This window comes from Labrys sp. E2SS-1L, from assembly GCF_057073705.1.
Genome location: NZ_CP172713.1, coordinates 138,876 through 153,568 on the forward strand (window position 1 = coordinate 138,876; position 14,693 = coordinate 153,568).

Genomic DNA, 14,693 nt, shown 5'->3' on the forward strand with positions numbered 1-14,693 from the left:
ACCGGCCGGACAGGAACGAAGAGGAGGGTTCCATGACCTTCTACACGATCGCATTGAACTTCGAGGATGGGGTCACCCGTTTCGTCGATTGCAAGCAGGGCGAGAAGGTTCTCGATGCCGCCTTCCGCAACAAGATCAACCTGCCGATGGACTGCTCCGACGGCGTGTGCGGCACCTGCAAGTGTCGCGCCGAAAGCGGCGCCTACGATCTCGGCAGTGATTTCATCGAGGATGCCCTGACCGAGGACGAGGCGGCGGAGGGCCTGGTGCTGACCTGCCAGATGGTGCCTTCGAGCGATTGCGTCCTCGCGGTGCCGACGACTTCACTCGCCTGCAAGACCGGCCACCAGAAATTCGCCGCCACGGTGGCGGCCGTGACACCGCATCATGACGCCGCGATCGTGCTGGAGCTGGAGCTGGATGCCGCCGCTGCGCCCATCTTCCTGCCCGGCCAATATGTCAATATCGACGTGCCGGGCAGCGGCCAGAACCGCTCCTACTCCTTCTCCTCGGCACCGGGCGATCGGCGCATCGGCTTCCTGATCAAGAAGATCCCCGATGGGGTGATGAGCGGATGGCTCGCCGGGGCCAAGCCCGGCGACAGGCTCGACCTCACCGGCCCGCTGGGCAGCTTCTATCTGAGGGAGGTGAAGCGTCCGCTCCTCTTCCTTGCCGGCGGCACGGGGCTCGCGCCCTTCCTCTCGATGCTTGAGGTGCTTGCCCGCACGGGGTCAGAGCAGGTGGTCCACCTGATCTATGGCGTCACCCGCGATCTCGATTTGGTTCTCGTCGACGAAATCGCGGCCTATGCCGCTCGCCTGCCGAACTTCACCTTTACCACCGTGGTGGCCGAGGAAACCTCCAGCCATCCGCGCAAGGGCTGGGTGACGCAGCACATGCCCGCCGAGCTTCTGCATGGCGGCGATGTCGACGTCTATCTCTGCGGCCCGCCGCCGATGGTCGATGCGGTGCGCCGGCATTTCGACGAGAATGGCGTGAAGCCCGCAAGCTTCCACTATGAGAAGTTCACGCCGAACGCCCCGGCGAAGGAAGCGGCATGAACCCGGCGTGCTTCACCGACCGCTTCGCCGGCAAGGTGCTGGTGGTGACCGGGGCGGCGCAGGGCATCGGTCGCGCTGTGGCGATCCGCGCGGCGCGGGAAGGCGGCCGCGTGCTGTTCGTCGACCGTGCCGATTTCGTCGCCGAGGTGGCGGCGCAAGCGGGCGGTGAGACGGCCGCCTTCAGCGCCGACCTCGAAACCCATGAGGGGGCCGCGGCGGTGATGCGCTTTGCCGCCGACAGGTTCGGGGGCATCGACATCCTCATCAACAATGTCGGCGGTGCCATCCGCATGCGGCCTTTTCTCGAATTCGAGCCGCAGCAGATCGACGCGGAAATCCGCCGTTCGCTGATGCCGACGCTCTATTGCTGCCATGCGGTGCTGCCTTTGCTGGTCGCCCGAGGCGGCGGTACCATCGTCAACGTCTCCTCCAATGCGACGCGCGGCATCCATCGCCTGCCCTATTCGGCGGCCAAGGGCGGCGTCAACGCCATCACGCAATCGCTGGCGATGGAGATGGCCGGCTTCGGCATCCGCGTGGTCGCGACCGCGCCGGGCGGCACCGAAGCGCCGCCGCGCCGCGTTCCACGCAATGCGGCGGGCGATACGGACCGGGAAAAGGCCTGGATGGCCGAAGTGGTGAGCCAGGTGAAGCAGTCGAGCTTCATGAAACGCTACGCCACCATCGAGGAGCAGGCGGCGCCGATCCTGTTCCTCGCCTCGGACGAGGCATCCTACATCACGGGCAGCGTGTTGCCGGTCGCCGGTGGTGACCTGGGTTGAGGGACTGGGCTGAGGGATCTGGGCTGAGATGTCCAAAAAACCGGGGGGAACGACAATGCGCAAGATCGATGTGATCGAAGCGATCGACGACAATCCGTTCGGGCCGTTCCAGTGGGCGGTGGTGGCGCTTTGCGCCCTACTGCTGATCGTCGACGGCTACGATGTCTTCGTCGCGGGCACGGTGCTGCCGACACTGATCGCCGAATGGGGCCTGAGCAAGCCGCAGGCCGGGGTGCTGCAGGCCTGGGCGCTGTTCGGCATGATGTTCGGTGCGCTCGTCCTCGGGCCGCTCGCCGACAGGATCGGCCGCAAGAAGGGCATCGCGATCAGCTTCCTGCTGTTCACCATCGCCACCCTGGCGACCGGTTTTGCCACCTCACCGGACCAGTTCAAGATCTTCCGCTTCATCGCCGGCCTCGGCTGCGGCGGCCTGATGCCCAACGCGGTGGCGCTGATGAACGAATATGCTCCCAAGCGCCTGCGCGGCACCATGGTGGCGCTGATGTTCTCCGGCTATTCCGTCGGCGGCATGGTGGCGGCCGGGCTCGGCATCGGCCTCATCCCGCATCATGGCTGGAAACCGATGTTCTTCGTCGCCGCGGTGCCGCTCCTCCTCCTGCCTTTCATCCTGTGGAAACTGCCGGAATCGCTCGGCTTCCTGATCCGCCAGGGCGAGCAGCAGAAAGCGCAGGCCATCTATGCGCGCATCCTGCCCTCCGCCAAGCTCAAAAGCGGCGACACGCTGGTTTTCACGGAAAGCAAGGGGACGTCCGCCTCGATCCTCGAATTGTTCCGCCACCAGCGCGCCTTGCGCACGCTCATGCTCTGGATCGCCTTCTTCTGCTGCCTGCTGCTGGTCTACCTGCTCTCCTCCTGGCTGCCGAAGGTGCTGCAGGAGGCCGGCTATGCCGAGAAGGCCAGCCTGCTCAGCCTGTTCTCGCTGAACTTCGGCGGCATGGCCGGGGCTGTCGCCGGCGGCTGGCTGGGAGATCGTTTCGGCCTGCCGAAAGTGGTGATCGGCTTCTTCGCCGCAGCCGCGGCCTCCATCGCGCTGATCGGCAGCAATCCGCCGGCCGGCCTCCTGTTCCTGATGGTCTTCATCGCCGGCGCCAGCACCATCGGCACGCAGATCCTGCTCTATGCGAGCGTCGCCCAGCTCTACAACCTCTCCATTCGCTCGACGGGGTTGGGCTGGGCTTCCGGCGTGGGGCGCATTGGCGCCATCGTCGGCCCGACGCTCGGCGGCATGCTGCTCGCCAGGGAATTTCCGCTCCAGCAGAATTTTCTGATCTTCGCCATTCCCGCTCTGGTCTCGACCATCGCCATGCTGGTCTTCGCAGTCGCCAATGCCCGCAGCGCCGAAACCGGCCAGCTCGCCGCGATATGAGCAACGGGCGACGATCGGCAAGCAAGCACCTGCCGGTCGTCGCTTTTCCCCCTCGTAGTGACGCCGAAAGCCGCCATGCCTTATCTCGATCTCGCCAGTCACCGCCTTCACTACCGCATCGACGGGGATGCCGCGGACAGGCCGTGGCTGCTGTTCTGCAATTCATTGGGAACCGACCTTACCATGTGGGACGGGCAGGCGTCGGCGCTGTCGCGGAGCTACCGCGTGCTGCGCTACGACCGGCGCGGCCATGGCCTTTCCTCGGCGCCGCTGGCGCCCTACGCGCTTGCCGATCTCGGCAACGACGTTCTGGCGCTGCTCGACGCGCTGGCTATCGGGCGGACCCATTTCTGCGGCCTTTCCCTCGGCGGCCTGACGGGTCAATGGCTTGCCGTCCATGCGGGGAACCGTCTCGGCAAGGTCGTCCTCTGTGCCACCGCTGCACGGATCGGGACGCCCGAAAGCTGGAATGCCCGTATCGAAGCCGTGCGGAGAGACGGTCTCGGCGCGTTCGTGGCGGCCACGGCTGAACGCTGGTTCACGCCGGCCTTCATCGCCAGCAATCCCGATGCCGTGGGAAACGTCCTCGACCGTTTTGAGATGACCGTGCCGGAAGGATATGTCGGCTGCTGTAACGCCCTTGCCAACGCCGATCTTCGTGGAGAGATCGCCGGGATAGCAAGCCCCGTTCTTGCCATTTCCGGGGAGGGCGATCCGGTTTGTCCCCCTTCGGACCTCGAGGCCCTTGCCGCTGCCGTCGAGCGGGGACGGCACGTCTCACTCGTCGGTCGGCACCTCGTCAACATCGAAGCCTCATCGCCGTTCAATGCCGTGCTATCCGATTTTCTGGAATCTCGCTGAGACATTCCAGCTTGAGATTCGAGGGCATGGAAAAGCAGTAGCTATCCAGCGAAGACCGTACCTTGTCAGTGCAGGACCGCCTGTCCTGGATCGGCCGGCGATCGAAGAGCTGGAGATGATCGGGAGCGCAATATGGCCATGCCGGGCTGTTCGCTCACCCCAGCATGATGTTGATGGTCTTGGCCTCGGTGTAGGAGATCATCTCTTCGATGCCTTCCTCACGGCCGACGCCAGAATTCTTCATGCCGCCAAAGGGAACACCGAGGAAATGGTTGGAGCAGCCATTGATCCAGACATGGCCGGAGCGGATCCTGCGGGCGACGTTGAGGGCGTTGCGGATATCGTTGGTCCACACCGCGCCGGTCAGGCCATACTCGGTGCTGTTGGCGAGTTCCACCGCTTCATCCACCGTCTTCCAGCGCCCGACCGACAGGATGGGGCCGAAGACTTCTTCCTGCCACAGCCGCATGCCGGGCTTGACGTCGGCATAGACCGTCGGCTCCACCCAGAACCCCTTGGCGAAGCGCTCGCCTGGAGGCCTGCGGCCGCCCGTCATCAGGCGCGAGCCGTCATGCCTGGCGGTTTCGAAGAAGGACAGCACCTTTTCATGCTGGATGCGTGAATTGACAGGGCCCATGTCGGTAGCGGGGTCGAAGGGATCGCCGAGCCTGAGGCCGGCAACCGCCGAAACCACGCGTTCGAGCACGGCATCGTGGATGTCCTCGTGCAGGAGCAGGCGGCTGGTCGAACCGCAGGATTGGCCCTGCCAGCTGAAATTCATGCCGCGTACGGCGGCGGCGGCGATGATGTCGGGATCGGTGTCGGGAAAGGCGATCAGGGGATTCTTGCCGCCCAGCTCCAGCGTCACATGCTTGACGGCCACCTCTGCCGCCGATCGTTGGATGGCGCGGCCGGTCTGGGGCGAGCCGATGAAGGCGATGCGCTTGATGCCGGGATGACGGACGATGGCGTTGCCCACCGTGGCGCCGGGGCCGGTGACGATGTTGAACACGCCCGCAGGCAGGGCCTCGCGCGCGACCTCGGCCAGCAGCAGCGCCGACAGGGGGCTGGTTTCCGGCGGCTTGACGATCACCGCATTGCCGGCCGCCAGCATGGCGGCGGTGCGGGCGACGGCGAACATTAGCGGGTGGTTGAAGGGCGCGATGCGCGCCACCACGCCATAGGGCTCTCGCAGGGTGAGATGCAGGTTCTCGGCCGTGGCCGGAATGGTCTCGCCCTTGAGTTCGTGAATGAGGCCGGCATAGTAGGTCAGGCTGTCGACGGCATGGCCGACATCGCCGCGCATCGGCGTGATGGTGTTGCCGGTATCGGCGACCTCGATCCTCAGGAAGTCCTCGGCGCGGGCACGCAAGGCCTTGCCGAAGGCGCGCATGCGGGCGCCGCGTTCGGATGGGGTGAGAGCGGCCCAGGCAGGCCAGGCGGCATCGGCAGCGGCAAAGGCGCGCTCGACATCCTCGGCCGTGCCGCGCGGCGAGCGGCCGATCACCTCCTCGGTGGCGGGGTTGATGGAAAGGTCGAACTCGCCGCCCGAGGCGTGGACCAGTTCGCCGCCGATCAGCATCCTGTCCTGTTCTATCGCGTAAGCCATGTCTGCGTGCTCTTTCCGGCCGCCCCTGCGGGGTGCCTGACATCAATGGGTGATCATGCCGCCATCGGCATTGAGGAGCTGTCCGGTGATCCAGCGGGCCCGGCGCGAGAGCAGGAAGGCGATGGCATCGGCGATGTCGTCGGGGCCGCCGGCGCGCTTGAGGCATTGCTGCTCAATCATCGCGGCCTTCTGCTCGGGGGTGACGGTGGCCCGTTCGACCTCGGTGAAGGTCGGGCCCGGCGTCAGCGTGTTGACCCGGATCGCCTGGCCGCCGAGCTCGCGCGCCATCGCCCGCGACAGGCCCATCACGCCCGCCTTGGACGAGACGTAATGGGCATAATTGGGCCGCCCGAACAGGATGGTCGAGGACGCCACGTTGACGACCGAGCCCTCGCCCGAGGCGGCCAGGGCCTCACGGGCGGCTCGCGTCATGTTGAAGACGCCCTTGAGATTGACGGCCTGGACCTGGTCCCACTCGTCGGAGGGGATTTCCCAGAAGGGACGCATCTTGAGGGTCGAGAAGATCGAGGCGTTGTTGACGAGGCCGAACACGCCGCCGAACGCTGCGAGCGTCGCGTCGACGGCGGCCTGGCAGCTGGCTTCATCGGCGACATTGGTGCGCACGAACAGGCGCCGGCCGGTTCCCGGCGTGTCCTCCTCGGCCACCGCGCGGCCCTTCTCCTCGTTCCAGTCGGCGATGCACACATCGACGCCTTCGCCGACGAGCGTGAGAGCGAGCCGGCGCCCGATGCCCTGGCCGGCACCGGTGACGACGACAGCGCCCTGTGAAGGATAAGGTTGCATGATGAATTCCTTTCCTGCCGGTGGGTCAGGCGGCTGCTTCGAGCTGCAGCGTGACCAGGGAAGCTTCGTCCTTGCGCACGACCTCGGCCTCGAGCAGGGTGCCGCAGGCGGTGCAGACATGCTCACGCAGTTCGAGATCGGCATGGGTGCGGATATGCGGCCCATAGGTCTCCGGCTCGACGCGATAGCTGCGCACCTTCTCCTTCCAGTTTGCCGTGGCAGGGCCGAGATCGCAGCCGCAGCCGCAGGCAAAGCGACCGTCCGCGACCGCAAGCTCGCCTTTGCCCGCTGCCCGTGTCGGCGAGGTGCCGCCCAGACGCCGGATGCGGATCGCGGCTCGGGCTTCGTCGGTGGCCTTGCGGTCGACGACGCTCTGCGCGATCACCACGCCATATTGGGCTGCGGCAGCCGCGAGGCTGACATGGCCATTGGCGACATCGCCGAGCACGGCGGCGGGATCGCGCAGCAGTGGGTCGCCATAGCCGCCGCCGCCCTGGAAGGCATAGCCGAGCACGTCGCGCGAGCTGAGGCGCATGCGGCCGGGCTTGGGGCCGAGTTCATCGACCCCGGTAGCCAGCAATTCGTCGAGATCGCCGGCAAGGCCTGCCAGCGTGGCCGGATCGCCAGCGTCGCGGCGCATGACGTTGCGGCCGCAGGCGCCGGGCAGGCCGCCGAACTGGCCCACCGCATTGGGCACCTCCACGCCATGGCCCAGCATCATCGCCTGCAGGGCGTCGGTGCCATAGGGTGCGATAGCGAGGGCGGCACCGGCGCCGCCGCGCTGGCGGCCGGGGCCGCCGCTGTCGGGCACGAAGGCGCGGAAGAGATAGAGGAAAGGCCCGTTCGCCTCATTGGCCTCGACATTGGCGATGGCCGGGCGCGGCACGCAAAAATCGCCCGAGCCGTCGAGGCCGTCATGGTCGGGGAAGGCACCGCCCCCGCCGGCGGTGGAGTCGAGCAGGAAGGTGCCGAATGGTGCGCCATCCCGGTCCTGCCCCGCCAGGGTCATCACCATCATGTGGCCCTTGGTGACGGCCTGGCTCTCGCCGGCATGATCGGGCGAGCAGGCCACGAGGCGCGACAGGGCCGAAACCACCACGTTCTGGACGATCCAGGCCGTCGAGATCGTGCCCGAGGAGATCGGCGCCGGCCAGGAGGCGTTGCACAGGATGCCCTCCGGCGCGACGAAATCGACGGCGCGCAGGATGCCCTCGTTCCAGCGGATACGCGGCGCGAGGATGGGCAGCAGCCCCGTGAGGGCGGCGCCGCGCATGCCCGAGGCCGTGCAGTTGATGAAGCCGGGCGCCTGCGGCGAGGTGCCCGTCATGTCGAGGGTGAGGCGATCGCCCTTCTTGGTCGCGGTGACGCAGACGCGGTAAAGCACGTTCTCATGGCCGTCATGCTCGATATAGTCGCGAGCCCGGAAGATGCCGTCGGGTAGAGTTGAAAGAACCTGGCGGATCTGGCGCTCGGAACTGGCGATCTCCTCGGCCATGATGGTCTCGACGGTATCCCCGCCATAGCGGTCCATCAGTTCGACCAGGCGGCGGGCCGCCACGGTGTTGGCGGCGATCATCGCCTTGAGGTCGAGCCCCAGCACATGGGGCAGGCGGGTCATGCCCATGATCATCTGCCACAGATCCTGGCGCAGCACGCCGTTCTCGACGAGCTTGATGCCCGGCAGCAGCATGGCTTCCTGCTGGATCTCGGTGGCGCCGATGGCCCAGGAGCCGAAGCTCATGCCGCCGACGTCGAGCTGGTGGGCGCAGGAACCGGCCCAGGCGACATGGCGGCCTTGATGGAAGATGGGCGCGACGATCGAGACGTCGGGCTGGTGGATGGCTCCGCGATAGGGATCGTTGAGGATGAACATGTCACCCTCCCGGATGCCCGGATTCTCGGCGAACTCGGCATTGATCGAACGGATGACCGAGGACATCGTGCCGGTGTGGAACAGCACCTGGGGACCCATGGTGACGATGGAGCCGTCGGCGAGATAGAGGCCGTTGTTGAAGTCGGTCGCCTCGGTCACCACCGGCGAGCCGGAGACCGATTTGAGCGTGATCGCCTGTTCCTCGGTGATCGCCTGCAGCTTGTTGCGCACGACCTCGAAGGTGATGGGATCGATGGCGTTGTCAGTTGTAGACATGGCAGTCTTCCTAACGCTGCTCGATGGTGATGTTGCTGGTGGCGTCGAGCCGGGCAATCTGGCTGGCCGCGACGAAGACCGAGGTTTCGGGATGCTCGATGACGGCGGGGCCGACGACGGTGAAATCCTTCGGCAGTTCGCGCCAATTGTAGACGGCGCACTCCATCCACGCGGCGGCGACGGGCTCGAAGATCCGGCGCCTGCCGACCGTCGGCTCGCCCGAGGGGGCCACGAGGGCGATTTCGGGCCGACGCGCCTTGCCGAAGGCCTCGACGCGGACATTGGTCAATTCCAGGCCGGCCTCGCGGAAGGCCGATCCCTTGCCATAAGTCTGCTCATAGGTGGCCTCGAAGCGTGCGACGAGGTCGTCCAGCGTCGCGGCGGCGATCTCGCCAGCCGGCACGGGAATGATGAGATCATTGGTCTGGCGCCGATAGCGCAGATCGGCCGTGCGCAGGAGCTGGACGTCCTCGCCGGTGACGCCGGCCCGGCGCATGGCGTCCAGGCATTCGGCTTCGAGCGTTGCGAAGGCCGCGGCGATCTCGGAGGCGACCAGGCCGTCGGCCGGCGTGCGGGATCCACCGCCGGCCCGCATCAACAGCGATTTTTCGACCGCGAATTGCAGGTCGGCGGCGAGCGCCCCATAGGCCGAATGCGCCATGGAGGTGACGGGCACCACCATCTTGGGCACGCCGAGCTCGGCGCCATAGCCGGCGCAATGGACCGGGCCGGCCCCGCCATAGGCGAAGATCACGAAGTCGCGCGGATCATGGCCGCGGCCGATGGTGACCTCGCGCAGCGTATCGGCCATCTGGGCGTCGACGATGCGGCGGATACCGGCGGCGGCCTCCTCGGTGGTGAGGCCGAGCGGCTTGGCGATCTGCTCGTCGATGGCGGCCGATGCCGCTGCCTTGTCGAGCTTCATCTTGCCGCCGAGGAAGGTCTGGGGATCGATGATGCCGAGCACGACATCGGCGTCGGTGACGGTGGCGAGGCTGCCGCCGCGCCCATAGCACACCGGTCCCGGCCGGGCGCCGGCGCTGTCCGGCCCGACGCGCAGCTGGCCGTCGACCACGCGGGCGATCGAACCGCCGCCGGCACCGATGGCGCGGACCTCGATCATCGGCGTGGCGATGTGAAAACCGCCGGCCTCGTGATTGGTGGACATCAGCGGCTTGTCGTCGACCACGATGGCGACGTCGAAGGAAGTGCCGCCCATGTCGGTGGTGATGAGATTGCGATAGCCCAGCTTCTTGGCCAGGTGCACCGAGCCCATCACCCCGCCTGTCGGGCCTGAGGTGACCAGCGTCACCGGCCGGCGCGCGGCCTCGGCGACCGGCATGACGCCGCCGGCCGAATTGAGGATGGAAAAGGCGCCCTTGAAGCCGCGCTTCCTGAGCATCTGTTCGATGCCGTCGAGATAGGAGACGACCTTGGGGGCGAGGTAGGAATTGAGGGCGGCGGTGGCGGTGCGCTCATATTCGCCGATGACGGGCGCCACCTCGCTCGACAGGCTGACATAGGCCCCTGGCACTTCCTCGCCGATGATGCGGGCGGCGATGCGCTCATGCTCGGGATTGCGGAACGACCACAGGAAGGCGACCGCGAAGGTCTGCACGCCCTCGCTCGCCAGCGAGCGAACGGCTTCCCGCACCTGGTCCTCGTCGAGCGCAACCAGCACCTTGCCGGCATGGTCGACGCGCTCGCGGATCTCCCGCACCAGATGGCGCGGCACGATCGGCTGGGGATAGCGCCGGCGCGAATACCAGCCGAGGCGGTCGACCGGCACGCCGGCGGTGAAGCCCATCAGGCGCTGGATCGCCAGCGTATCGCCGAAGCCGCGGGTCGCGATGAGGCCGGTGCGGGCGCCGTCGCGCTCGATCACCGCATTGGTCGCCTGCGTCGTGCCGTGGCCGAAGGCGACGACGCGGGCCAGCAATTCCTCGCCCGTCATGCCGCGTTGCGCAGCGGCATCCTGCACCGCATTGAAGACGCCGACCTCCAACTCGCCCGGCGTGGACAGGGCCTTGGTGGTGACCAGGCCCCCCTGTTCGTCCAAGAGGACGAGATCGGTGAACGTGCCGCCGATGTCGACACCCAGATACATGGCCTTCCTCCCAGCTTGATACCGGGTGATCCGTGGCCGAGCGCGAGGGCCGCCGTGCCTGGCACAGCGGCTGGAAGCGCGCTTGAGATCGGATTCTGTCCCGGCGCGGGGCTCTCTTTCCCCGCGAGCATGGATCGGGTTCTACGCCCGGGCTTTACGACAATCCAATATATAATTCGCGTCGGTACATAGCCAAATGCCTATGCATTCATGGATGGCGAATGGGCTTGCTCGGGCATTGTCCCAGGGCTCCGAATTCAGGCTAACGAAGATTGTTTTCAGAGGATGAGGCGCAACTTTACCCTCCCCTGGAGGGGGAGGGTCGACGCGTAGCGTCGGGGTGGGGTGGCTACTTCGCAAGAAGAGGCCTTTTTCATCATCAAGAATCGCGCATTTTCATCCCACCCCGGCCTTTCAGGCCGACCCTCCCCCTCCAGGGGAGGGTAAAGTCGTGCCTCGTTAACTCGAGTTCGGAGCCCTGGGCATCGTCCCGAGATAGTTGAAGCACCACCCTTGTCTTTTCATGCCCGGCAATGACAAAGGCCAAGCCAATTCGCTTCGTTTATCGACGGACGCATCCTCAGCCCGTCACCCTGCTGCCGCAGGAGGCTCGAAACTCGGCAGCCGGCCGTCGCCGGCAGCCTGCCGCACGAAGTCCATCAGCCGCGACTGGAACCGCGAGAAGGCCTTGCCCCGCTTGTAGATCAGGAAGACGGGAACGGGTAGGTCCAGGCCCGGTGTCTCGACCTGCCGCAGCAGGCCTCTGGCCAGTTCGTCGCGCACGCAGCTTTCCAGTACGAAGGCCGCGCCGGCATGATGGCGCACTGCCTGCTTCATCGCCTCCGGATGCCCGAATTCGAGGATGACCTCGCGATGCCGGATGCCATGGGCATAGAGGGCATCCTCTTCCAGTTCGCGCCGCACCTGCTGGCGGGGCGAGGAGATGAAGGGCAGGCTGGCGATGGTTTCGGCGTCGGCGCTATCGCCGACCAGGGTGCTGTCGGCCGCAACCACCAAGACCAGCTGCTCGGTCCACAGCTTCTCGACGCTGAGGCCGTCGACATCATGGCGGGGATCGAGAATGCAGAGCCCGAAATCGCAGGACCCGTCCCTGACGCTGGCGGTGACGAGTTGCGGGTTGGAGACCTGCACCGTAATGCCGCCCTCGCGCAGGGTCCGGCGAAAGGCGGCGAACAGCGGGGGCAGCACGTAGGAAGCGACCGTCATGGAGGCGGAGACCACGGCGCTGCCGGCTTCGCCGTCGCCCGACAGCGCCAGTTCGCGCTCCAGTTCACGCGTTCGGGTGACGATGTCTCGTGCCCAGGCCTCGACGCGGGCGCCTTCGCGCGTCAGGACCAGGCGCCGTCCGCTGCGCTCGAACAGCTTGGCGCCGACCTTGTCTTCCAGGAAGCGCAGATGCGCACTGACCACGGGCTGGGCGATGCGCAGCCGCTCGGCCACGCGCGTTACGCTCTGCAGGTCGCAGACCATGCAGAAGATCTCGAGTTTGTGGAGGCTGGCCTGGGAGGCGAACAAGCGCCGCGCGTCGTGCCCCTTGGCGGCTGGAGACGTATCGGCGCTCGGCATTGGGACCTTTCCCGCTGGAGCAACACGCTCTTGCGATCGGCTCTGGATGGCTAGGCACCATAGCCTCAATCACGAAAGACGCTCAATCGGCTGGCCGGCAGACCTTGGTGACGAGAGCCATGAAACTGGTTTTCTCTTCCGCTGACAGCGAGCCGAGAATGTCGTCCTGAATCGCGACCACCAGGGGACGCACATCGGCCAGCAGGGCCTTGCCACCCGTGGTCAAAGTGAGCGTTCGCGCGCGCCGGTCGGTCTTCTTGACGACCCGGCGGATCAGATCGCGCGTCTCCAGCCGCAAAACCACGTCCCCGATGGTCACCTTGTCCATGTCGACCAGCATGGCCAGCGTGGCCTGGTCGATTTCCGGGTTCTCTTCGAGCATCGACAGCACCGCGAATTGCAGCTGGGTCAGGTCGAAGCCGGCTTCCTGCGTCTTCTGCGTGAACGTCGCGACGGAGAGCTGGTGCAGCCGCCGGATCAGGTGGCCGGGAAGGTGATGGATGAACGCCATGTCCGCTTCCTATCAGTGGCCCGCAATCGCGACAACCATTGACAATTCAAATTAGTAAGTATACGTACTAATTTATTCAGGGAGAAACGACGATGGCCAATGCGATGCAGCCGGACGATACGCCGGCACTGCGCAAGCTCTATGCCGATTTCAAGGATCAGCACCTCAATCCGCTCTGGACCCAGCTCGGCGACCTGATGCCGCACCATCCCCGTCCCAAGGCGGTGCCGCATGTGTGGAGATGGGCGGATTTGTTCCCTCTGGCCCAGGCATCGGGCGATCTCGTGCCGGTGGGCCGGGGCGGCGAGCGCCGCGCCATCGGCCTCGCCAATCCCGGCCTCGGTGGCGAGGCCTATGTTTCGCCGACCCTTTGGTGCGCCATCCAGTATCTCGGCCCGAAGGAGACGGCGCCCGAACACCGCCACTCGCAGAACGCCTTCCGCTTCGTCGTCGAGGGCGAGGGGGTCTGGACCGTGGTCAATGGCGATCCCGTGCGCATGAGCCGTGGCGACTTCCTGCTGACGCCGGGCTGGAACTTCCACGGCCATCACAACGAAACCGACCAGCCGATGGCCTGGATCGACGGCCTCGACATCCCCTTCTCCTACCAGAATGATGTCGGCTTCTTCGAATTCGGATCGGAACGCGTGACCGATTACGCCACGCCGCGGTTCTCGCGCAGCGAACGGCTGTGGTGCCATCCGGGCCTGCGCCCGCTGTCGGGGCTGCAGAATACGGTGTCCTCGCCCATCGGCGCCTATCGCTGGGAGTATACCGACCGCGCTCTCACCGAGCAGCTGCTGCTCGAAGAGGAGGGACAGCCGGCGACGGTGGAGCAGGGCCATGCGGCGATCCGCTATGTCAACCCGACCACGGGTGGCGACGTGATGCCGACCATCCGCGCCGAGTTCCACCGCCTGCGCCAGGGTGCCGAAACGGCGGTGCGGCGGGAAGTCGGCTCCTCGGTGTTCCAGGTCTTCGAGGGCCGAGGCGCCGTGGTGATGGCGGGCGTGACGCACAAACTCGAAAAGGGAGACATTTTCGTGGTTCCCTCCTGGGTTGCCTGGTCGCTCCAGGCCGAGACCCCGTTCGACCTGTTCCGCTTCTCCGATGCCCCCATCATCGAGCGCCTGAATTTCGACCGCACGCTGGTCGAGGGCGGTGACTGATGAGCGATCTCGACGCCGCCCGCCGGGCTCTGCAGGAGCGGCAGGGGCTCGGTGCGCGCTACGACGCACCGGAGGCGCCGGCGGCGGATCTGCGGCTCGCCCGGCTTGGCACGGCCTATTTCGCCCGCAAGCTCGGCGAACTCGGCGATGCCGCGCTCTACGCACCTTCCGGGGTGTCCGGCTGGACCCGGGCGCATGTGATCTGCGACGTCGCCTATCAGGCGCGGGCGATCAGCCGGCAAGTGGAAGCGGCGACGGCAGGCGAGCCGGTCCCGCCTTTCTATGACGGCGAGGCCGGGCGGATCGGCGACATCGAGCTCGGCGCCACCTTGCCCGCCAGGGCGCTGCGCCATCTGTTCGACCATGCCGCCGTGCATCTCGACGTGGTCTGGCGCGACCTGCCGGGCAGCGGCTGGGACGTGTCTGCCGCCGACGCCGGAGGAGTTTTGCGCCCCCTGCGCGCCACGGCGATGGAGCGCGCGCGCCGGCTCTGGCGCGGGGCGCTCGAACTCGACAATGGAACACGATTGCGCAACCTGCCGCCCGAATTCCGGGGCTAAGAGGGGCGCGCGAAACAAGTAACCGGTTCTCCGGGTGCACGGGCATCCTGCCCGTACTTTCTGGTGACCAGCAAACGCCGCGGTTTCAAGAACGGGCAAGATGCCC

12 protein-coding genes are annotated in these 14,693 nt (G+C 66.5%); 6 read left to right on the top strand and 6 right to left on the bottom strand.

Annotation, left to right across the window (positions count from 1 at the left end; translation table 11 throughout):
• The first annotated feature begins 32 nt into the window (after positions 1-32).
• From benC to pcaD, 4 genes are all read left to right on the top strand, one after another.
• Positions 33-1,061, top strand: coding sequence for a benzoate 1,2-dioxygenase electron transfer component BenC (gene benC / locus ACIGJE_RS26420; RefSeq protein WP_415082258.1), 1,029 nt, complete (start codon positions 33-35; stop codon positions 1,059-1,061).
• The gene (gene benD / locus ACIGJE_RS26425) at positions 1,058-1,843 is read left to right on the top strand and encodes a benzoate diol dehydrogenase BenD (protein ID WP_415082256.1); all 786 of its coding nucleotides are present in this window, start codon (positions 1,058-1,060) and stop codon (positions 1,841-1,843) included. The genes benC and benD overlap by 4 nt, the downstream gene beginning before the upstream one ends.
• 55 nt (positions 1,844-1,898) lie before the next feature.
• Entirely contained in the window at positions 1,899-3,230 is a 1,332-nt protein-coding gene (locus tag ACIGJE_RS26430) for an MFS transporter (protein WP_415082254.1), read from the top strand.
• A gap of 75 nt (positions 3,231-3,305) precedes the next feature.
• Positions 3,306-4,091 (top strand): 3-oxoadipate enol-lactonase, encoded by a 786-nt coding sequence (gene pcaD / locus ACIGJE_RS26435; protein WP_415082252.1) that lies wholly within the window; start codon positions 3,306-3,308, stop codon positions 4,089-4,091.
• Between the two features lie 154 nt (positions 4,092-4,245).
• On the opposite strand, the gene ACIGJE_RS26440 is transcribed toward pcaD, so the two are convergent.
• The 6 genes from ACIGJE_RS26440 to ACIGJE_RS26465 form a co-directional block, all read right to left on the bottom strand.
• Entirely contained in the window at positions 4,246-5,700 is a 1,455-nt protein-coding gene (locus ACIGJE_RS26440) for an aldehyde dehydrogenase family protein (RefSeq protein ID WP_415082250.1), read from the bottom strand.
• A gap of 42 nt (positions 5,701-5,742) precedes the next feature.
• The gene (locus ACIGJE_RS26445) at positions 5,743-6,504 is read right to left on the bottom strand and encodes an SDR family NAD(P)-dependent oxidoreductase (RefSeq protein ID WP_187829380.1); all 762 of its coding nucleotides are present in this window, start codon (positions 6,502-6,504) and stop codon (positions 5,743-5,745) included.
• 25 nt (positions 6,505-6,529) lie between these two features.
• The gene (locus tag ACIGJE_RS26450) at positions 6,530-8,653 is read right to left on the bottom strand and encodes a hydantoinase B/oxoprolinase family protein (protein WP_415082248.1); all 2,124 of its coding nucleotides are present in this window, start codon (positions 8,651-8,653) and stop codon (positions 6,530-6,532) included.
• A 10-nt stretch (positions 8,654-8,663) separates the two neighbouring features.
• Entirely contained in the window at positions 8,664-10,760 is a 2,097-nt protein-coding gene (locus ACIGJE_RS26455) for a hydantoinase/oxoprolinase family protein (RefSeq protein ID WP_415082246.1), read from the bottom strand.
• 588 nt (positions 10,761-11,348) lie between these two features.
• On the bottom strand, positions 11,349-12,347 hold the full coding sequence (locus tag ACIGJE_RS26460; protein ID WP_149250248.1) for a LysR family transcriptional regulator: 999 nt from the start codon (positions 12,345-12,347) through the stop codon (positions 11,349-11,351).
• Between the two features lie 82 nt (positions 12,348-12,429).
• The gene (locus tag ACIGJE_RS26465; RefSeq protein ID WP_367625769.1) at positions 12,430-12,858 is read right to left on the bottom strand and encodes a MarR family winged helix-turn-helix transcriptional regulator; all 429 of its coding nucleotides are present in this window, start codon (positions 12,856-12,858) and stop codon (positions 12,430-12,432) included.
• A gap of 92 nt (positions 12,859-12,950) precedes the next feature.
• On the opposite strand from ACIGJE_RS26465, the gene ACIGJE_RS26470 reads away from it, so the two are divergent.
• Together ACIGJE_RS26470 and ACIGJE_RS26475 are read left to right on the top strand one after the other, a co-directional pair.
• Entirely contained in the window at positions 12,951-14,027 is a 1,077-nt protein-coding gene (locus ACIGJE_RS26470) for a cupin domain-containing protein (RefSeq protein WP_415082243.1), read from the top strand.
• Positions 14,027-14,587 carry a maleylpyruvate isomerase N-terminal domain-containing protein gene (locus ACIGJE_RS26475; protein WP_483680841.1) on the top strand — a complete coding sequence of 187 codons (561 nt, stop codon included), beginning with the start codon at positions 14,027-14,029 and terminating at the stop codon, positions 14,585-14,587. Before ACIGJE_RS26470 ends, ACIGJE_RS26475 begins: the two co-directional genes overlap by 1 nt.
• Positions 14,588-14,693: the final 106 nt, after the last annotated feature.